The sequence below is a fragment of the Paenibacillus sp. FSL L8-0638 genome (genome assembly GCF_038593075.1).
In the GTDB taxonomy this organism is placed as follows: Bacteria; Bacillota; Bacilli; order Paenibacillales; family Paenibacillaceae; genus Paenibacillus; species Paenibacillus polymyxa_D.
Map to the genome: position 1 here is coordinate 970,079 of NZ_CP151960.1, position 19,677 is coordinate 989,755.

Consider the following 19,677-nt stretch of genomic DNA (forward strand, 5'->3'; position numbering starts at 1 on the left):
CATCGGTAGCAAGGAAAAGGAGCTTGAGCCTTCTTTTCCTTGCTAAAATGTAGAGGAAATGTTAAACAAACCTTCGATAATCTTATAATTTTTGATAGTGGTTTAAGAGGTGCTCAACTCTATCTTTAATAATCTGTTTTAAAGATTCTGGCTTCACTGATCGTACATAATGACCATATCTCATAAAATAATGAGCGATAAACTCCTCCTCTCCAGGATTATAGAATCCTTTTATGACTGTTGTATGACCCTGCTGTATTTTCATAGAGGGATAATGTTCTTTATAGAAAATGTCCTTCGCTTGTTCTACAATCTCTACTTCAAAGTCAATGCTCTTCTCAGTTTGATACATTTCTAATGAATGACTAAGGAGTTCATCTATAGAAAAGCGAGAATTGTTCTCCTCTTCTTCTACAAAGATGATTCGATCACATCTGAAAACTCTATATTTATTCGTATTTAACTCTATTCCAGTAGCATACCATTGACCAAACTTAGCGGAAATTTTGAAAAATTGAACATAATAACTTTTTTTCTGATTATTTTTTACATATTTAACTTTAGAGGTACTCTCATTAAGAATGCTTGTTAGAATTTTATCTAAATAACGACTAACATGATTATGCTGATATATTTCAAATTGTAGAACCTTTTTCATTTTATGAATCTGGTTTATTTGTATTTTAGAAAGACAGTGTTCAAACTTTTCATTGAGTTGATTAACACTTAAATGAAAGGGGGTAGATTGATAAGCTTCTAACGTCAACATTGCAAAGTACAGAGCATACACCTCATCCATCGTAAAAATAATGGGAGATAATAATCTATTTTTTAAGATACCATATCGTCCATGTCTGCCATGTTCCGAAAAAATAGGCATACCTAATTGTTCTAATGAATGAATATCACGTAGAGCTGTACTTTTTGAAATATGGTATTTATCCATTAGGTCATTTAAATTAAAGAACTCTCGACTGTTTAAGTATCTGATCATGTCATTTAATCTTTCTGATTTCTTCATCTAAATCTCCTTATAAAGGTGTCATGTTTTGATACCTTTTTATATGATAATAAGCTTAAGGGAATATATCAAATTCATAAGATATCTACCTGAGGATTTTACAAAATCCTGACTAAGATTATATATAAAGGAGATTGATACCATGAGTACAACACTGGAAGTAGCTATTTTCTTATCCATGAACGGAAAGGCAAAGGAAGCTATACATTTTTACAAAAAACACTTCAACGCAGAGGAATTGTTTCTGGTTACCTATCAAGACATGGCCCAACGTGACAGTTCCATACAGCTTACGGATAAAAATAAAAATTATATTGCTCATTCTGTCTTATCCATCGGAAAAACAAAAGTAATGATAGCAGAAGATACAATGAATCCCAGTGAAAAATATACAGTTGGTAATAACACTTCATTATGTATTCAAAGTGCTGACTTAGAAGAAATTAAACATTTTTATCATAGCCTAATTACAGATGATCGAGTGAAAATTATGGTGCCTTTATCTAATAATATGTTTAGCCAAGCCTATGGTATTATTGAAGACCCGTTCGGTATTCAAATACAATTAATGTTTGATAATCGATTACAATAAAAAGGTTGTTAAAAGCTAAAAAGCACAATAGCATGATGAACAGTGGATAATAAATGGACTGAAGTAAAAACTAAAAGGGGAAAATCCAAGATACCACAGCAGAAAAGGAGACACTATGACGGAGAAAAAAGAAATAGCAGATAAAATAGGGTGGAACTTCGACAACAGTTACTCTCGTCTGCCGGAATCCATGTTTACAAAGCTCAACCTAACTCCTGTCCGCTCGCCAAAGCTGATTATACTTAATCATCCGTTGGCAGCATCACTGGGGTTGAACGGCACGGCGCTGCAAAGGAATGATTGCGTAGCGGAGCTGGCCGGCAACCAGGTTCCTAAAGGGGCTACGCCTCTTGCTCAAGCTTACGCAGGACATCAATTCGGGCATTTTAACATGTTAGGAGACGGTCGTGCTCTGCTGCTTGGCGAACAGATCAATCCCTTGGGTGAACGGGTTGATATTCAGCTCAAGGGCTCTGGAAGAACGCCATACTCCCGTGGTGGTGACGGGCGTGCGGCACTTGGTCCGATGCTTCGCGAATACATCATCAGTGAGGCGATGCATGCGCTAGGTATTGCTACCACCCGCAGCTTGGCGGTGGTATCCACAGGTGAGACGATCATCCGGGAAACCGAGCAGCCCGGTGCCATTCTGACCCGTGTGGCTGCCAGTCATCTTCGCGTCGGAACCTTTCAATACGTCTCAGCATGGGGCACGTCCGAAGATCTCCGTGCTCTGGCTGATTATACATTGGAAAGACACTATCCGGAAGTTGCCAATGACGAAAACCGTTACCTTTCACTGCTTCAGGAAGTGATCAAGCGTCAGGCCGAGCTGATTGCCAAATGGCAGCTGGTTGGTTTTATTCACGGGGTGATGAACACCGACAATATGACCCTTAGCGGAGAAACCATTGATTATGGTCCTTGCGCCTTCATGGATACCTATGATCCTGAGACGGTATTCAGTTCCATCGACAGGCAGGGACGCTATGCTTATGCCAATCAGCCGCATATTGCTGCGTGGAATCTCGCGAGATTTGCTGAGACGCTCTTGCCACTGCTGCATGACAACAGGGAGCAGGCTGTCACACTGGCTGAGAATGCAATTTCAGATTTTGTAAAAATGTTTCACAGTCACTGGCTTGCAGGAATGCGAGCGAAGCTAGGGATCTTTAACGAAGAGCAGGAGGATGAATCTCTTATTGAGGATCTTCTGAATATCATGCAGAAGCATCGTGCTGACTACACCAATACCTTCCGTGCCCTAACTTTGGACAAGCTGGAGGATACGGTTCTGTTCAGCACTGAGGAATTCACCCAGTGGCACGAGCAGTGGCAGGCGAGACTGGGCAGACAGCAGGAATCCCAAGATTCATCGCATCAGCTGATGCGCAGCAGCAATCCTGCAATCATCCCGCGCAACCACCGAGTAGAAGAAGCATTGGAAGCTGCGGTGGAACGGGAAGACTACCATGTGATGGAGCAACTCCTTGAAGTTCTTTCGAACCCTTATGCTTATTCTGACGAACAGGCTATTTATTCTACATTGCCTGAGAAATCCAACTGCTCATACCGAACCTTTTGCGGTACCTAATGTAATGTAATCATGTTGAACAACTCGATGATAACCTATTTCATGCGTTGGTGGAGAAGATAGCCATTCTCTCACCAGCGCATTTTGTTTTTATTTTGGTAGGCTGCAACTAATTAATCCAGCTCTTGACCGTCATTTTCGATTTGTATGTGCCCGCAATAAAGACATTGATGCGTACAGTTCTGTGTAAGAGCAGGCTGGCCTTCGATGCGCATGTCGCTTTTTCCGTTCAGCCAAGGCATCGTAAGAACAGGAATACATGGAGCCTTTTTCACCCCATAAATATCGACCATCTCACTGGCTTGCACAGCCGGATTCAGCGGACTGGAGCAATTTCCAAAAGATTTTATGTTCACTCCAGGCACATAATCTCCAATATTCATCTGGGCTTTATTTTTGACATACACCCCGTGGCTAAAAGGGCGCTTCAAACGCGTAGGCTGTGTACCGTAACTACAGCTTAAAATCGCACCTGCCACGACATAGCTTTTTTTCGCACCTGACCCAGGCTGCACACTTGCTTCTTCCATACGGATTATTCCTCCTTTGTGGACATCTCCACTTTTTGCACACGAACACCTGTAAATGGACGACGCAGCAGACTTTCCGCTATCGCGAGATTGATATAGATATGAGCTTCCAACAAGCCGGCGATCCGAAATATAGACGATTGGATTTTTCCGTGTTTAAGTACCAACTGCTTCAAGGTATGGTCAGGATACCACTCGGTTTGTGAGGAAAGACAATCCACCACAGGTGGACGCAATATCCAGTACACATCCTGCCTGGCCTTCTGAAAATCGGTAAGTATAGCGACCTTCCATTCCAGCTCCGGCATATATTTTTCCAACAGGACTTTCATGGAGTCTGAAACCAGCGGCAAAGGGAACTCCAGAAAATCCGGATATACGGTTCGTGGATCTGTATGTACTGCTAAAAACAGGGGAGTGTCCTCCGCCTGAATGGTATGACCCGAAAGGAGTTCTTCCACCTGCAAGGGAGACAGGGGCGCAGTCTCTACCCGATGCTTTACGCGCTCGTCCACCATGAGTCGAAAATATCTCATTTACCCCCACTCTCCTTACTCACTGTATCTGTTACCTGTGTAACCAGGGGTGCTTCTACAGCAGCAAGACCAATGGCTTCGCTTAGTTGGATATCTGTAAAGATTGCCCGGTGTAGCTTTGCCCCTGTAAAATTAGCTTTTACTAAACATGCACCTATAAACGAAGCGTCAGTAAGATCGGCTCCTTCAAAGCAGGCACCTGTTAGATCTGCGCCGTTAAATAAAGCTCTTTGCAGCGCGGCATCTTGGAAAGTAGCTCCTTGAAGCTGTGCATGTTGAAAACTAGCTCCCTGTAAATTAGCTCTTGTAAAATCCACTCCATCTAATCCTAGCGGTTCCCAATCCAGCCAAGCATCCGATCCATATTCGCTATTGCTTATAACTTCGTCCAGCACAGCCTCTTGCAGGGAACAACCACGGAAATCGGCTCCGTGAAGCAGGCTGTGCGAAAAGTCGGTTCCATCTAGCTGAGCTTCTTGCCATATCGTGCCTACGAGGATACAGTGATGTAATCGACTTTGTTGCATCCCGATCTGGCGAAAGACTGTATAACGAAAATCCAAGGAACTGTAATCTCCATTCGACAGTTGAACTTGAGATAGTGCTTGGTAGCTGTAGGCCGATTCTTCTTTTTCCTCCAGCCAAGACTTTATGATGTTAGCATCCACGGGTCTTCGATCTTCCCGGTACACGGAGACACTATGATCCATATACTCTCCGACGCGAATCTCAAAAGCTTCTTCACGATCCAACGCCTCAAACTCTGGTAGGTGGACTACTTGCTTCATAGCCTGACGAACCAGACTAACGATCATCGTATGAAGATATCCCGCTGCTTCCAGCATGATCTGTTCTAATTCAAGTTCGGAAAGGGAGACTTGTTGCTTCAAAGTTTCAGCCCCAAGTTGTTCATGTAATTGAGTCCAATAGAGAAAAATCCAACTTGCATCGTATTCCAACTGAACGGGCTCAGCATCAAGCATCCATAAGGCATCCGTAGCTTCAACAAGATAAACGGGCTTCTGTTCAAGCCATGTGGTGCGCAGCATGGAGTAGGTGATGTAACCGATATGACCTTTATGACCTGTGAGTTGCTTTTGCCGAACCAGCTCACAAAAGGCCCGAAAATGTTCTACTATATGCTGTAATCGTTGTGTTTGTTTTGATTTACATTTCAACGCCCATTCTTTGCGAATGAGAGACCAAGCCTGTTGAAGAGCTCTTTGTTGCTGATCTAACACATCTGTTTGCTTTTCCATTGCTAATCATCCTTAATTTGACTTCACTTCGCTGCCTTTCATATCCGCTGACCCGCTTAATTCAATATGACTGCCGTTACAATCCATACGGAGCTGACTACCTGCGGACAGGCTCATCGTCTTTCCCGCAGACAGGCTGAGATTGCCTCCTGCCGAAATATTCACTTGCTTGCTGCTGGTGATATGAATGCCTTCTTTATCATCCAGTTTGATGTAAATAGCGCCGTCCTTGGCTGTAACGACCAGTTCATCCGGTCCCAGTCGAATTTCCTTGCCATGCGGGGTACGCCATATTTTCATTTGCGGATTGGAAAAATAGTTATGCGTACTCTTGCGATCTGCCCGTCTCACCGCACTACCTGCCACGCCGTCTTCTTCCCGACTACCGGGGAAATAGAGAGAAACGGAATCGCCTTTTTCTGGCATGACGTACCAGCCGGTATGGCCACCGCCACTGTACACAGTAGAATAGTTGAACCAATGTGCTTTGGTTGCGTCTTGTTGTTCATCACAATCCAGATGAATGCGTACCTGATCCTGACGTACGTCCAGTACAACACCGCTTAATGAGGCTCCTGCCAGTTTATCCTGGTAGTAGCTTTTTTGCCGAAATCCCTGGTAAGAACCCAACACATACTGATGCCGCAGCAGTCCTTGACTCATGGCGGTGTAGGCTTCCATGACATACAAGTTATGCCCCTGAAAATTCAACTGAGCGCCCAAGTCGAGTACCTCATCCGTTTCTACCTCATAAAAAATAAAATCGTGTTCACTCAGCTTGGTTTGCTCATTTTCCTGAAAATAACGAAAAGGAAGCAATTGCTTACGTACGGTATAACGGGTATGATCCAGTATCGCCTGTGCAGGGCTGTCCTCAATACCAAAATAAAATTTGGGACTGTCAAAACGGGCTACAGGCATCAGACTCGTATGATAACGGGAGGCTATGCGTCTTAAAAAAGCCCAGTCTGTCTCCTGATACTGAATGGCAAGCCGCCCGATGGCTTCTCCGCCAGTAGCCCCGTCGATCACATCCAGTCCTTCATAGTCCTTACCTATGTGCTCCAGCATTTGAGGAATCGTCATTTTCGTATACTGAAAAGAACGAGTACGCTGCTTCATGTCCATCCGGTACGTATGGGAAATAGCTTCCACCTCCAGATAGTACACACCTCGCACGACTTTTACCTCGACCGAGAGGGCAATCCCACTAAATAGCGGTGTGCTTGCGCCAGACTCATCTTGTTGACTGACTTCAATGATGGTATTTTTTTCTGTCGTTTCCACGTAACTGTCTTGCAAGTCTTCGGGGATAACACCTGTAAAATAAAGCCGAGTATGCTCGTTAACTTTTTTCGTTAAGGTGAGCTCTTCTAGATCCATTTGTTCATAAGGGTGAATGTGAATTTGATCGTATCCCAGACTCATGGTGTAGTCATTCCTTTCTCATTTGTAGAATAGGCGGAGGGTGGAAGGACAGAAAGGGATTGAACCCAGTATTCTGCTACAGGTAACCAGACTTCGAGATCTACCTCCAGACAGCTAAAGGAACCAATGACAACTCGTCCATTGTGGATGAAGAATAGCATTTCGTTGTATAGATTACCGTCGATCCCCGCCGCCACAAAACGAATCTGCCCAACTGAAAGTCCGGAACCGTTGATAACCATTTCGGTACCTAACCAGTTGCGAATCGGTTGTACAGACCGTAGAATATCCGCCATTTGCTCTACAAAATCGGGCAGCTCTTCCGCTTCCAGAGCAGTATCTGTAGGATTAAAAGTAATATTGATAGTCTCCTCAGATGAGGTATAAATGACCTTTGGTCGATGCTCTGAAGGATATTTGATTATAGCTTGCTCCATTGGCATAGGAGTAAAGGACTTGGGAATGTAGAAACCAATTTCTCCGTGTAGTATTGTAATGGGCTCCAATGCGAGATAATCGTTTTCAATATGAAGTAGCTTTGTTTCTTCAAACATGGAACCGTCCTGTTCCGATTTCTGAGTTTGAGCTGGAATGGATTTCACATTATCGTTATTAGCTGTCTTCCGATCCACCATTTTAGCTTTGAGGCTAAGTATATGCTCGTCTAGATAGTTCATAGGAAGCCCCCTTTTAGGAAAAATACACGTTTGTACTTGAATATGTAAAGATGGGAGGAGATATTTAAGTACAGAACCAGCATATGTATTTATCGGTTAAAAGAGAGATTTAGTTTACAAAATGAACCATTCGTTGGGGGGCATTATTTGATATAGCTCCTATTTCATGCCAAAACCCCTTTTTGCCGCAACAATTGGGTTGTAGTACTCCAAAGTAGGCGTTGCATCTTGCTATCCCCACCAGGATATGTCGGCACAATCGGCTTACCAGTGCCAACATTAAAATATCCACCTGTCACTTCTCGATATTGAGATTCTGTTGCTAAACGAATAATAATTTCTGCTCCTCTCCGTGGGTCTCCAATATGCAAAGCGTTCAATATTTTTGCAAGTACTGAAGAAAATCCCAACTCACGGCCAAGGCCAGTAACGTTAAATCCTGGATTAAGTGCGTTAACTACGATTCCGGTTCCATCCAACTGACGTCCAAGTTCTTCTGTAAACATGATATTAAGAAGTTTAGTCCTTCCGTATATCTTAGATGAACCTCTTGCGGTAAATGCAGATATATCTGTTAAATCCTCCGGTAATTTTAATTCGCCATGGTTGCGTGACGCTTCAGAAGCCACATTGACGATCCTAGCATTTGTGGATTCCATTAGTGAATTGAGTAGGGTATGCGTTAACAGCCACGGGGCAAGATAGTTTACTGCTATCATTTCTGCCAAACCCTCTGAGGTTATTCGCTGTTCAAATCCATGTAATCCAGCATTGTTCACTAATACATCAATCTTTGGATAATTAGCTTTAATTTCATCTCCAATACGCCTGACATCTTTCATAAGAGACAGGTCCCCGAAAAAAAAGTCTACCTTTGTACTTGGCGCCAGATCTTTTAGAATATTTTTAGTCGTTTCAGCACGCTTTTCATTTCTGGCTGTTAAGACTAGATGCGCTCCGCGTTGGGCTAATTCAATTGCTACTAATTGTCCAAGACCGTTAGTAGCACCAGTGATTACAATAGTCGGGTATGTCGACATATACATCATCCTCCTAATTCTCGATCCAATTACATTCTTATTCATGCTTACGCTTTACGGTTGTAGATGCTTTATACTGTAGATCTTCTGCTTGACACTTACCAAAGCTGAAAATATGATTGATATATATCAAGTATATGTATTTTGATTGATATATGTCAAATATATTCGAACTCATTCAAATAAGGTGGAGACATATGGATCATAAAACTCAACATTCAAATTCTACAAGAGAGCAATTAGAACTGAATCTTGGTGAACAACTTAATGCACTTATAAGCGCGTCACATGCACTCAATGTAAGAACAGCGGCACTTTTCGATCCATCATTACAACCTGCGGCTTTTCTGATCGTACGCTGCCTTCTTTCGTACGGTCCGGCAAGCGCTACATTTTTGGCGGAATCCACCGCTATGGATCGAAGCTCTGTCAGCCGACTTGTTACTCAGCTTAAACACTTGAATTATGTAAAAAGTGAAACTCACCCTGAGGATCGTCGGGGAGTGTTAATATCCCTGACAGCTACTGGTCGTGAAAAAGCCTTAGAAGCTTTAAAAGAAAAAGAAAATGAGTTTTATCAACGCATTTCAACATGGGAGGATTCCAAACTTGAAGCGTTTATTGGTATGCTGAATTGTTTTAACGGTCAAGATTGCGAGGAGTAATGATTCGACATAAAGCATCGGATGATGAAAATAGGGGGCATTTCAAAAGTGAAAGAAAAAAATGTTAGGGAAATTAGGGGAACTGATTATCATGATATTTATTTGTTAAATCAAGACTTTAATCCCAATCTAGATCTATTTCCTGAAGTAAAAGTAAAAGAGAAAATTGAAATGATTATAAAGGAATCAAAAGATGTGATCTTTGTTTATGAAGAAAACAACGAGGTGTTAGGATATATCCATGGAAGCCCACATGAATTACTTTTTTCTGAATCTTTGGTGAATGTACTAGGATTTGTTGTTAAAGAAAAGTATAGAAATCAAGGTGTAGGTAGCATGTTGATTGAGCGTCTTGAACAGTGGGGAAAGTCCCATGGATTTTCCGGGATCAAATTGTTATCTCACCCAAGTCGGATACAGGCCCACAGGTTCTATGAACGACGTGGCTATATGTTTACCAAGGATCAGAAAAATTTTATAAAAAATCTCAAATAAATACATATTCATTCATCATTGAATAAGTGGGTTCAAAAGCCTGATCTTCAGCCAGGCTTTGAACCCTTCAATTTTATAGATGAGAATCACCACTTGCATCAACCCATTGACCAGTTATATCTTTATCTCCTTGTTTAGAATTCATGCCTAGTTATATCACAAGGTAATGTTTGAAATGTTGCTCTTTCATTCGGAATTCATGTTTTCCACTGTTTGAATGCAGATTTCAAACAGGCTTAATATCGTGATATTTATCATTGAAAAACTAGATATGTTTAGCACTCTAATGCATCGCATTAAATTGACCATTGTTCAGAAAACATGAATCACCTTCCTTTCCATTTCATGCCTAAATATGTCTGCTAATTAGCAGTTGTATTTAGGCGTTTTTTGTCATACAATGCATCTAATGCTACGGACTCGGTCTTAGAAACAGTAAGGTTTGGACAGTAAATAGGACGTGGTTTCCTTGTATATTTAAGAATCGTGGAACTACTTTGTAGTCGTTCACTCACGACCACGTCAGTCTGAAAAATTAATAATGTTTGGGGGCAGTTTTCCGGATCATTAGCGTTTGATGATGAACATATACGAAGGGGAGCGTTCTTTTGGAATCGAAACAATTAACGAGAGGGCTAAAGCCACGGCACGTTGAGTTGATTGCGCTTGGAGGCACGATTGGCGTCGGTTTGTTTATGGGGTCGGCAAGTACGATAAAATGGGCAGGTCCCTCAGTACTGTTGGCTTATCTCTTAGCTGGGATTATTATGTTTTTTGTCATGCGGATCATGGGGGAAATGCTGATTCTTGAACCGGTGACAGGCTCATTCGCTACATTTGCTCATAAATATATCAGTCCCTTAGCCGGTTTCTTGACCGCCTGGAGCTATTGGTTTTTATGGGTTACCGTAGGGATGGCGGAAGTCACTGCGATTGGGGTATATGTGGGCTACTGGTTCCCAGATATCCCGCAATGGTTACCGGCTTTGGCAGGTGTAATTATTATTGCATTGGCCAATTTGGCGGCTGTGAAATTTTATGGAGAATTTGAGTTTTGGTTTGCGATGATTAAGATTGTCGCTATTATCTTCATGCTAGTAGTGGGTACGGGGATGATCTTTTTTGGACTCGGTAACGGTGGACAACCGATAGGTCTATCCAATCTGTTCAGCCATGGCGGCTTCTTTGCAGGTGGCTTGAAAGGGTTTCTATTTGCACTCTGCATTGTAACAGCGGCTTACCAAGGGATAGAGATGGTGGGTATTACGGCAGGTGAAGCTGAAAATCCGAAAATGACACTGCGAAAAGCCATTAAAAACATCATCTGGCGTATTTTGATTTTCTACGTGGGTGCAATCTTTGTCATTGTTACAATTTATCCTTGGAACCAAATAGGCGAGATCGGTAGCCCATTTGTTTTGACTTTTGCTAAGGTAGGAATTGTGGCCGCCGCGGGTATCATTAACTTTGTTGTACTTACAGCAGCGATGTCTGGCTGCAACAGTGGTATTTACAGTGCGGGCAGAATGTTATATACATTAGCTAAGAACGGACAAGCTCCTAAGTTTTTTGGGAAGGTTTCTGCAAGCGGCGTTCCTAGAAATAGTATAATTACGACCATTTCTTTGCTGCTGGTAGGAGTGTTATTTAACTACTTAATGCCTAATTCCAAACTGTTTCTGTACATTTACAGCGCCAGTGTCCTCCCAGGCATGGTACCGTGGTTTGCATTAGCCATCAGCCAATTTAAATTCAGGAAAAAGTGGAAGGACGAAATGAAGGATCACAACTTTAAGTCTCGTTTTTTTCCAATCAGTAATTACATCACCATTATCTTTTTGTTGCTTGTGATCGTTGGAATGTGGTTTAATCCAGACACACGCTTGCCGTTGATTGTCGGGGCAATATTCATGGCGATCGTCATTGTTGGATATTTTATCTTTGGCATAGGAAAGCGGCAGAGAATTGAAGAATTAGAGGAAAACTAAAAGAAGATTGCTAAATACGTAACATTTGCCGAGCGCAATTCAGATGATTCTGAGTTCGCTCGGCTTTTCTTTTACATGACGAGAGAGAGGGCTATGGAAGGTTATTACTGAGGTATAAAACCGTGTGGTTAACCTGTTCGCACTACAAGTGTAAATATAGATACAAAAAAAATGAGAACGAAAATGGAGAAGTTGATTATTGCCATACTCTTACGGTTAGCCTTAAACTCTGTAATTCCCGAAAATAAAAATATAAATCCTAGAAAAAATTGTGAGACTTTGTACAAATCCTCGTAGGTGTTTGGGTATGCGAGTGATAAAGAGGAAGAGATCATAACAACTAATGCAAATATTAAAGTGAGGATTTTGTAAATATCCATTGTCTTAAACATAGATAAGTTCCACCTTCCTATTTATTCCTAATGTATTATATTCTAAGGATGGAATCTTTGGATTACAAATAAATACAAAAAGAGGAAATGGACAATAGGATGGTACACAGAATAAAGTGAAGGTGTCCCAAGTAATACTTTGGGGACACCTTCACAATTAAAATCACTTGTACAACTTATGATTTACATAGCTTACATTGTGCTAATGTCAATCACGAATCTATACTTCACATCAGAAGCTAACACTCGTTTGTAGGCTTCGTCAATCTGGTCGGCCGAAATTACTTCAATTTTAGGAACAATATTGTGTTTTGCACAAAAATCCAACATTTCCTGTGTCTCACGGATGCCTCCTATCATTGAACCAGCAAATGAACGGCGATGTCCGATAAGGGACATCACATTTAGTGACAACGGCTCCCCAGGGGCACCGACATTCACCAAAGTTCCGTCTAGATTGAGTAGTGCAAAATAAGCATCCATATCGATGGCAGCACTTACCGTGTTAATGATCAAATCAAAGTGCCCAGCAAGTTTTTCAAATGTTTCTGGTTCGCTTGTAGCATAATAGTGGTCCGCACCAAATTGCAAGCCATCCTCCTTTTTCTTTAATGTTTGGGATAGAACGGTTACCTCAGCACCCATAGCATGTGCAATCTTGACAGCCATATGGCCAAGGCCTCCCATGCCCACAACGGCTACCTTCTTATCTGGACCAGCACCCCAGCGGTTCAACGGTGAATAAGTCGTAATACCTGCACAAAGTAATGGAGCAGCCACGTCAAGCTCAATGTTATCTGGAATTTTTACTACAAAATCCTCAGTTACGACAATGTGGGTAGAATATCCGCCTTGTGTAGGCTCGCCGTATTTGTCAACACCAGCATAGGTAGGGACATTTCCTTTAAGGCAGTATTGTTCCTCTCCTTTACGACAGTTCTCACATTCGCCACAGGAATCAACCATACAGCCAACCCCTACCCGGTCACCAACGCTGTACTTTGTAACCTCAGATCCTACCTCCGTGACAATCCCTGCAATTTCATGTCCAGGTACGAGAGGGTAGTTCACTGGGCCCCATTCGCCGTGAGCAGTGTGGATGTCAGAATGGCATATGCCGGCATATTTAATTTCAATCAGAACATCGTGTGAATCAAGATCCCGTCGTTTAATTTCAGCCGATCGAAACGGTTTGTCTGGGCCATCGACAGCTCGTGCTTTAGCAGTTATCATAAATAGCCTCCTATTATTTGTATTTCTCAAGAGAATGCAGTTATATCGGTATAAATTGAAAACTAGCTGAAGTCGGTTGAAGTTCCCCTTCATTCATTTCCATTTATACTTTTTCTCTTGCAAATCAATGTTAATCCTTATAGTTAACTCTAAGTCAAGCGCAGGTTTATAAGCCTCTATTCAGTAATGTTGTTTTCTTGCTAATTATATTTCGTTAGATAGCATCTGATTCTACTTTTCCTATAAGGGGACTTTGACATTCCACAAATAACTTGATAGAATCTCCCTTATATCATAGAGTTAACTCGAAGTCTATGTCATTAAGTATAGGAGATACATGATGAAGACGTATTCTATCAGCGAAGTTGCAAAAGAATTGAATCTTACAGCATACGCTTTGCGTTACTACGACAAAGAGGGACTTATGCCTTTTGTAGAACGGACATCTAGCGGAACAAGATTATTTAAAGAATCCGATATCGACGCTTTAAAAATAATTGAATGTCTAAAATCCACCGGGATGCCGATCAAAGAAATTAAAAATTTCATTGATTGGTGTTCTGGTGGGGATTCCACACTACAACAAAGATATGACATGTTTATGGAACGAAAAGCTACTGTAGAAGCACAAATGGAAGAACTTAAAAAAACAATGGAAGTTATTGAACATAAATGCTCATATTACAAAACTGCATTGGATGCCGGAACGGAAAATATTCATAAAAACAATAAAATAGGGAGTCTCATTACTAACTAATAGAAAAGCATCTGTAATTCATCCATTTCTATGATGAATTACAGGTGCTTTCGTTTGTAATATTCGATTTACTACAACCTACTGATTTAAAACAGCACGATCGGTTTTAGAAAACTAGGAACCAACTATAATGTAACTTGAACAGGCAGGAGTAGTACCGAGGATCAAGTATTCCGAAAGTCAACGGGCAATTTGCCCATTATATAGGTTGAGAGCCACGATTTTAGTTCAGAAAACAACGAATTACTATAGAATCATCGAAGATAATCAGGAGTATGGTCCAGTATTCTCTCATTTTTATTTTTGATAAGATTAATTCCATATTATTGAAGTCTACTATCAAACCACGAAGGTATAAAGAATGATACATAAGGAAATGAGGAAGATACTGATGAAGGCAAAAGCGTATATTATTTTGTTGACTGCTGTAATAAGTTTAACTGCTATGCTGACCGCATGCGGTGACTCCAAGAAGCAAATTGAAGGTGAATCTACGACTGGAGCAGCAACGGCAACCACTACGACTACACAGAATGCCAAGGCGGACAATGCGGAACAGGCTGGTGTGGATGGTGTTGTGAGCAATACTACAGACCAAGCTACAAAAAGTAATGGAAAGACGTATTCCGACGTGGCTAAAGAAGCAACGGAACCCGATCAGCCAGCAGGACAAATAGGGTTAAATACGACGCAGGAGCAGCTTCTTACCTTTGCCGATCGTTATGGGCTGGTACGAGTGCAGGATCATCCGATTCGGCGGGTTTCCGATCCAACCGGGAAACATGTAAACATTGCAAATTACAGTGATTCTGTCGTGAATTTATATACAGAAGAACCCATCCACCTGAATACAGATGAATTTATTCATGAAGCTTATAATTTTTTTACAGAGGGAGTTGCTCCAGGTGAGTCCTACAAGAAGTGGGAGGAAACCTCTAATACAGAAAGAGGACTCGTCAAAATGCTCTATTTGTCACGAGAGGGACTTCATATTTTAGAAGAAGCGATGAAGACGCATGATTATTCTAGTCCATCGGTCCAAAATACGCTGGGATTTTTTAAGGTTGCCTCGAAATTTGAGTCTATGATGCCTGTTGCCCAGACACCTACAGACATCAGCTTGTACGATATGTACGATCAACGCGTTAAGCCCGAGTGGAAGAAACTAAGTGACATTAAAAACCCTGCCGCGAATGAAAAAGCCTTCGCTGCGGCCTATCAAAAAGCAAGAGATGAGACCAATAATCTTATGGGGCTATTAAACATTATGGTGTCTACAGAAATGGAAAAACGTCTCAAAGCTGCAACCGATCAGTAAAACACAAGCAAATAGTAAATTATCAAGGACATAATTTATCCACACTTTCTTCTAATATTTAACTGTCGATAGATTTATTGAAAAGCTATAATGCTAATGATGATTTGAGTGTACTTGGAGAAAAGAGGTTGAGGGTATGAAGTTGAAAAAATGGCCGTTAGTATTCATGATAGGTATTCTCATGCTGTTATCCGTAGGCTGGAACAGTGGAGTATCTTATGCGAAATATTATTACGAATACACTTGGGATCAGTACAAGGGGACTGAAATCAAGACGTACAGGCTGACACCAGCAGCTGGAAGAGCCGGATTCATGGATCAGGAAAAGGCCTTAGCTGCTATTGGCAAAACCCCGAATGTGTATGGAAAGTTCAGTGGCTATCGAACAGAGAAAACAACTGAAATTGCAACCAAGAGTGTAACAGATGAGGTTTATCAATATGCAGTTGTTGATTTTATTAGCGACAAGGAGCCAGAAACTGTAGAATACGTTAATCCAAAAGGTGGAGTTCCTCATACATGGAACGGAACCGATGAGATTCGAATTTTTATGAGAGGGTCTGAGGCAGCTTCTTTGGCAGAGCTGTTTTATGAGGGAACTCCAAGTGAAGGACGATATCATTTTAATGCTGACGATGTCTACTTAGTTACATTCTGGTCCAACACAGTAAAATCAATCACTGGAATGTCTGCTGAAGCGCTAGTTGAGGAAGGCCCCCCTGCGTTTATAAATCGAGAGTTGGTTGGTCAAATAAAAGGCAAAGATCCTGCTGCCTATCCACAAAATGGGGCTTTAAACGGCTACTTTTATGTTTATAAGGGTTCTGAGTTTAAAGAGAATTAAAACAGCAGACAGGATTTTATAAGTATATATGTACACGAGAACGAGATAACATTTTGTATTCTTCAAGCGAATGCGGATACAGATGTTATCTCTTTTTTTATTTGTATACGGGATCAACATAGTAACTCAAAAAGATGATAAATATTTAATTACCAATGAAAACCATTGTTTAGTGATAGGGAATTACGGCTTAAAAAAAGATGGTGAATAAACAGGATAGTAGATTGCCAAAACTACTTTTTTTACTGGCTTTATTCAATCCTAGGGAGATTATTCCGATAATTCAAGTATATACAGTTTTGTGTTAACAGTAATGAAAAACCGATTGAAAACAAGAGAGATTAATTTTCAAAGTTGATATGAAAGTACAGGCGAAAGTGGCTCAGTGCTATCTAGTAAAGGAGGTGTAATGATTCCGAATAATGAATTATGAAAAAAAGTTAAAACAAATTAGGCATTACATGGCTGGTTTACTGGCTGTCTGGTTGTTCTGTATACATAGTGCGCCTGTTTTTGCGGACAGAGCCTTTAACGATATCGAACATTCCTATGCAGCTGATGCGATTGAGGCCATGGCTGCTCAAGGTTATGTTACGGGTTATCAGGATGGGAGCTTTCGACCTTTACATTTTATCTCGCGACAGGAATGGGCAAGCATTTTCGCTAAAACCTTAAAGCGAACATCGAATAACAGAGGCGTAACTTCTTTTCGTGATGTGTCACCATGGGCTCTACCTTATGTACAGGCCTTACAGGAAGAGAGCATTACGAAAGGAATTAGTGATCAATTATTCGGTGCCAAGCACAATATGACTCGTCAGGATATGGCCGTTTGGTATGCCCGCTATTTTGGTGTTACTGAAGATACCCGATCGGCTGGTATATCCAGTTTTGTGGATCAGCCGGATATATCAAATTATGCACAAACGAGCGTATGGCTGATGGAACGGCTGGAACTGATCGAGGGAGATACGAATCACTATTTCCATCCTAAAGAGTCTGTGAGACGGCAGGACGCCACGCTGGTTGCTTATCGAATATGGTTAGGCGGTGACGGTCTGAGAGAACGTGCCAAGCGTTTGCTAGGGTCATTAGGAGATGGAACTGCAACGATGCCTCAGACGACCAGCCAACAAGAATCGAAGAAGATCGAGGTCGATGTGACACCGGAAATTAGTCAACAACCTGTGAATTCGGAAGTCGAGGAGCCTAAAAGGCATCGCCCAAGCCCTGATTCACCAGTATCTCCGGTGACACCACCAGAACCGAAGCCGGAACCGCCAGTTACACCATCGGGACCTAACCCCAAACCACCAGTAATTCCGGCAGATCCACCGGTGCTTCCGCCGGATCATTCTTCGGATTTTCTGGTAGATGAGGTCGTAATCAAGGCACAGGAGCTGGTAAATCAACCGGAAACGTACCCTTCATATCAGTTATCCTTTCAGCTCTATAATAAAGGGCGACCAGTAAGCATTCCTGCTGCCAGCGTCACAAGTGTTACATACACATTTAGTGATGGGTTAGGTATTTTTGATGAACAAGGGAAAATTGCACATCCCGAAAATATTCCGGTTGCGGACAGCTTCATTCCTGTAGAAATGAAGGTCACCGTTGCCAAACCTTATCAGGTCCTTACAGCTCAGGCCAAGCTGATCGTGAAAGGGAAGACTCCGCCGGCAGAGCCACCGAACGTAATCAGGTCCGTATACTTGGCTACGTATACCATTTCAGAGGCTGCTACTTTAGATCCTGCTGCTTGGAATATGTCCTACGTATTTCATAATGCTAATGGAGAGGTTATAGCTCCTGGATTGCTGCCCTCAGACTTGATACTTCGGGTAGAGGATTCCAGAGGGATATTTGATGAGGATGGAAAGATTGCTAACCTGCATTTGATTCCGGTAGTAAATTCGGTCATTCCATTAAAAATCACGGTTGAGTCGCCATCTCAAGGGGTTCTCTTCACATCCGATGCGGAATTAACAGTAGTACCGGGAGAACGCAAAAAGCAATACTTTGCTGTCTCCATCATGCTGCAGGGAAGCGCGACTACGGTAGATCAAATCAAGCAATCTCGTCAATTGCTGATGGATCACTTTGGTCCCAATATCAAAGTGACATGGGCGATGGAAAACGAATTTGTTTTTGTAGAAGCGAATCGACCACAGCTTAAACAGGTTCTGGCATACGTTGATCAGTACGGAGATGAAGTTGGAATTCTGGCCGGGTATCCGAATAACCGGTACGGGTTACCTATTTGGGAAGCTCGGATGGACGAGTGGATGTATATGTATCGTTACAATGCATTCAATGAGCTGCACCAATCCGGTACAATGGGATCACCCTCCGTGTTTGAAAGCATGGACACAGACCAATATCGGAAGTATCTGCCGAAATCATTGACCAGCTTTACGGTGAATCCCGAACAGACTCAATGGCTAGAAGATCACTATCGGATTACATCCGCGATGGGATGGTCGGCTACACAATATAATGTCAACGGTATGTATGGTGAGGGCTCTCCATTGATGCCTTACTGGTCCCATAAGGACAATCCAATTGTTCCCGCACAGGGACTAGCAGATAATAGCGGTACCGTATTCATGAACTCGGTTACGATTGATCCGATTGGATCACGCTATACGAAAGATTCCTCACGCTGGACTCTTCATCCGCTTGACCCATATGTGACTGAGACGGATGCAGCACCACAACTGTATATAGTACAGCAATATTTGGATAACCCTTATCAACGTATAAATACGGTAAACTACTTGTCCATTATTTTGGACATCAACGCACTTGCCAACACCCATAACATGGCTCCAATATGGGAGAATTTTGTGAACCACTTCCCTGTTGATCGCAAGGTTGAGATTGTAGGCGTGGACGGGCTGAAACAGATTTATGAATCGGTAGCAGGATCCAATAATGATCATACGGAGTTTACGCTCATGTTTAGAGGCTCAGGTATTAAGACGGCTATGGATTCCAATAATTCACCAGCGAATCTGCGCTATTTGTGGACCGAAAATGCCTCACAGCGGATTATTTTATCCAAAGAGGATGGAGATGCGGCATGGTCCATTATTGACTTTACCGATTATACCCGAAAACCGGTTCCGAAGATGGACTACAACTCGGATGGTCACACGGACGTAAGCTATGTCACCGGAAGGAACTTCAAGCTATGTCCAACGGCTCCTTTAACAGCGGATGAAATTCAACGCGTAAAGGATCGTTTGAAGGATATTTACTTTGCAGAAGAAGTGAATTATCAGTAAGTAATTGGAGAAAAATTAAGA

General features: G+C 42.0%; 17 protein-coding genes. 9 read left to right on the plus strand and 8 right to left on the minus strand.

The annotated features are described in order from the left end of the window. Window positions 1–82: 82 nt before the first annotated feature. A complete protein-coding gene (locus MKY35_RS04370) occupies window positions 83–1,021 on the minus strand; it encodes a YafY family protein (protein ID WP_342445695.1) in 939 nt (312 codons plus the stop codon). Between the two features lie 142 nt (window positions 1,022–1,163). Between MKY35_RS04370 and MKY35_RS04375 the strand changes: the two genes are divergently transcribed. Both MKY35_RS04375 and MKY35_RS04380 read left to right on the plus strand, forming a co-directional pair. Then, window positions 1,164–1,613, plus strand: coding sequence for a VOC family protein (locus tag MKY35_RS04375; RefSeq protein WP_342445696.1), 450 nt, complete (start codon window positions 1,164–1,166; stop codon window positions 1,611–1,613). Window positions 1,614–1,728: 115 nt separating this feature from the next. Next, window positions 1,729–3,207 (plus strand): YdiU family protein, encoded by a 1,479-nt coding sequence (locus MKY35_RS04380; protein ID WP_342445697.1) that lies wholly within the window; start codon window positions 1,729–1,731, stop codon window positions 3,205–3,207. Between the two features lie 113 nt (window positions 3,208–3,320). Here MKY35_RS04380 and MKY35_RS04385 read toward each other — a convergent pair whose 3' ends face one another. The 6 genes from MKY35_RS04385 to MKY35_RS04410 all read right to left on the minus strand — a co-directional run bounded on the left by MKY35_RS04385 (window position 3,321) and on the right by MKY35_RS04410 (window position 8,677). Then, on the minus strand, window positions 3,321–3,737 hold the full coding sequence (locus tag MKY35_RS04385) for a DUF4280 domain-containing protein (RefSeq protein WP_029517103.1): 417 nt from the start codon (window positions 3,735–3,737) through the stop codon (window positions 3,321–3,323). A 5-nt stretch (window positions 3,738–3,742) separates the two neighbouring features. After that, window positions 3,743–4,273, minus strand: coding sequence for a hypothetical protein (locus MKY35_RS04390; protein WP_342445698.1), 531 nt, complete (start codon window positions 4,271–4,273; stop codon window positions 3,743–3,745). Further along, window positions 4,270–5,532 carry a pentapeptide repeat-containing protein gene (locus MKY35_RS04395; RefSeq protein ID WP_342445699.1) on the minus strand — a complete coding sequence of 421 codons (1,263 nt, stop codon included), beginning with the start codon at window positions 5,530–5,532 and terminating at the stop codon, window positions 4,270–4,272. Before MKY35_RS04395 ends, MKY35_RS04390 begins: the two co-directional genes overlap by 4 nt. A gap of 12 nt (window positions 5,533–5,544) precedes the next feature. Beyond that, window positions 5,545–6,960: a phage baseplate assembly protein V gene (locus tag MKY35_RS04400; RefSeq protein ID WP_342445700.1), complete on the minus strand. Its 1,416-nt coding sequence runs from the start codon at window positions 6,958–6,960 to the stop codon at window positions 5,545–5,547. Next, on the minus strand, window positions 6,957–7,637 hold the full coding sequence (locus tag MKY35_RS04405; protein ID WP_342445701.1) for a hypothetical protein: 681 nt from the start codon (window positions 7,635–7,637) through the stop codon (window positions 6,957–6,959). Before MKY35_RS04405 ends, MKY35_RS04400 begins: the two co-directional genes overlap by 4 nt. Before the next feature lie 164 nt (window positions 7,638–7,801). Further along, window positions 7,802–8,677 (minus strand): SDR family NAD(P)-dependent oxidoreductase, encoded by an 876-nt coding sequence (locus tag MKY35_RS04410; RefSeq protein ID WP_342445702.1) that lies wholly within the window; start codon window positions 8,675–8,677, stop codon window positions 7,802–7,804. A 197-nt stretch (window positions 8,678–8,874) separates the two neighbouring features. Here MKY35_RS04410 and MKY35_RS04415 point away from each other — a divergent pair, with 197 nt between their 5' ends. The 3 genes from MKY35_RS04415 to MKY35_RS04425 all read left to right on the plus strand — a co-directional run bounded on the left by MKY35_RS04415 (window position 8,875) and on the right by MKY35_RS04425 (window position 11,825). Continuing rightward, window positions 8,875–9,342 carry a MarR family transcriptional regulator gene (locus MKY35_RS04415; protein ID WP_342445703.1) on the plus strand — a complete coding sequence of 156 codons (468 nt, stop codon included), beginning with the start codon at window positions 8,875–8,877 and terminating at the stop codon, window positions 9,340–9,342. A 48-nt stretch (window positions 9,343–9,390) separates the two neighbouring features. Further along, window positions 9,391–9,837 (plus strand): GNAT family N-acetyltransferase, encoded by a 447-nt coding sequence (locus MKY35_RS04420; RefSeq protein ID WP_342445704.1) that lies wholly within the window; start codon window positions 9,391–9,393, stop codon window positions 9,835–9,837. A 608-nt stretch (window positions 9,838–10,445) separates the two neighbouring features. Further along, complete coding sequence (locus tag MKY35_RS04425; protein ID WP_342445705.1) at window positions 10,446–11,825, plus strand: amino acid permease; 1,380 nt, start codon at window positions 10,446–10,448, stop codon at window positions 11,823–11,825. Between the two features lie 584 nt (window positions 11,826–12,409). On the opposite strand, the gene MKY35_RS04430 is transcribed toward MKY35_RS04425, so the two are convergent. Beyond that, window positions 12,410–13,450 carry an NAD(P)-dependent alcohol dehydrogenase gene (locus MKY35_RS04430; RefSeq protein WP_328801784.1) on the minus strand — a complete coding sequence of 347 codons (1,041 nt, stop codon included), beginning with the start codon at window positions 13,448–13,450 and terminating at the stop codon, window positions 12,410–12,412. A 340-nt stretch (window positions 13,451–13,790) separates the two neighbouring features. Between MKY35_RS04430 and MKY35_RS04435 the strand changes: the two genes are divergently transcribed. The 4 genes from MKY35_RS04435 to MKY35_RS04450 all read left to right on the plus strand — a co-directional run bounded on the left by MKY35_RS04435 (window position 13,791) and on the right by MKY35_RS04450 (window position 19,656). Next, window positions 13,791–14,207 (plus strand): MerR family transcriptional regulator, encoded by a 417-nt coding sequence (locus MKY35_RS04435; protein ID WP_029517092.1) that lies wholly within the window; start codon window positions 13,791–13,793, stop codon window positions 14,205–14,207. Between the two features lie 391 nt (window positions 14,208–14,598). Continuing rightward, on the plus strand, window positions 14,599–15,525 hold the full coding sequence (locus tag MKY35_RS04440) for a hypothetical protein (protein ID WP_342445706.1): 927 nt from the start codon (window positions 14,599–14,601) through the stop codon (window positions 15,523–15,525). 136 nt (window positions 15,526–15,661) lie between these two features. Continuing rightward, a complete protein-coding gene (locus tag MKY35_RS04445) occupies window positions 15,662–16,369 on the plus strand; it encodes a hypothetical protein (RefSeq protein WP_342445707.1) in 708 nt (235 codons plus the stop codon). Window positions 16,370–16,791: 422 nt separating this feature from the next. Next, a complete protein-coding gene (locus MKY35_RS04450) occupies window positions 16,792–19,656 on the plus strand; it encodes an S-layer homology domain-containing protein (protein ID WP_342445708.1) in 2,865 nt (954 codons plus the stop codon). Window positions 19,657–19,677 lie beyond the last annotated feature (21 nt).

Excerpts from the sequence above, each read along its gene's own strand:
- MKY35_RS04395 (WP_342445699.1), bottom strand. The coding sequence starts at position 5,532 with ATGGAAAAGCAAACAGATGTGTTAGATCAGCAACAAAGAGCTCTTCAA.
- MKY35_RS04435 (WP_029517092.1), top strand. The coding sequence starts at position 13,791 with ATGAAGACGTATTCTATCAGCGAAGTTGCAAAAGAATTGAATCTTACA.
- MKY35_RS04375 (WP_342445696.1), top strand. The coding sequence starts at position 1,164 with ATGAGTACAACACTGGAAGTAGCTATTTTCTTATCCATGAACGGAAAG.
- MKY35_RS04400 (WP_342445700.1), bottom strand. The coding sequence starts at position 6,960 with ATGAGTCTGGGATACGATCAAATTCACATTCACCCTTATGAACAAATG.
- MKY35_RS04430 (WP_328801784.1), bottom strand. The coding sequence starts at position 13,450 with ATGATAACTGCTAAAGCACGAGCTGTCGATGGCCCAGACAAACCGTTT.
- MKY35_RS04390 (WP_342445698.1), bottom strand. The coding sequence starts at position 4,273 with ATGAGATATTTTCGACTCATGGTGGACGAGCGCGTAAAGCATCGGGTA.
- MKY35_RS04445 (WP_342445707.1), top strand. The coding sequence starts at position 15,662 with ATGAAGTTGAAAAAATGGCCGTTAGTATTCATGATAGGTATTCTCATG.
- MKY35_RS04370 (WP_342445695.1), bottom strand. The coding sequence starts at position 1,021 with ATGAAGAAATCAGAAAGATTAAATGACATGATCAGATACTTAAACAGT.
- MKY35_RS04440 (WP_342445706.1), top strand. The coding sequence starts at position 14,599 with ATGAAGGCAAAAGCGTATATTATTTTGTTGACTGCTGTAATAAGTTTA.
- MKY35_RS04415 (WP_342445703.1), top strand. The coding sequence starts at position 8,875 with ATGGATCATAAAACTCAACATTCAAATTCTACAAGAGAGCAATTAGAA.
- MKY35_RS04380 (WP_342445697.1), top strand. The coding sequence starts at position 1,729 with ATGACGGAGAAAAAAGAAATAGCAGATAAAATAGGGTGGAACTTCGAC.
- MKY35_RS04405 (WP_342445701.1), bottom strand. The coding sequence starts at position 7,637 with ATGAACTATCTAGACGAGCATATACTTAGCCTCAAAGCTAAAATGGTG.
- MKY35_RS04410 (WP_342445702.1), bottom strand. The coding sequence starts at position 8,677 with ATGTCGACATACCCGACTATTGTAATCACTGGTGCTACTAACGGTCTT.
- MKY35_RS04450 (WP_342445708.1), top strand. The coding sequence starts at position 16,792 with ATGAATTATGAAAAAAAGTTAAAACAAATTAGGCATTACATGGCTGGT.
- MKY35_RS04385 (WP_029517103.1), bottom strand. The coding sequence starts at position 3,737 with ATGGAAGAAGCAAGTGTGCAGCCTGGGTCAGGTGCGAAAAAAAGCTAT.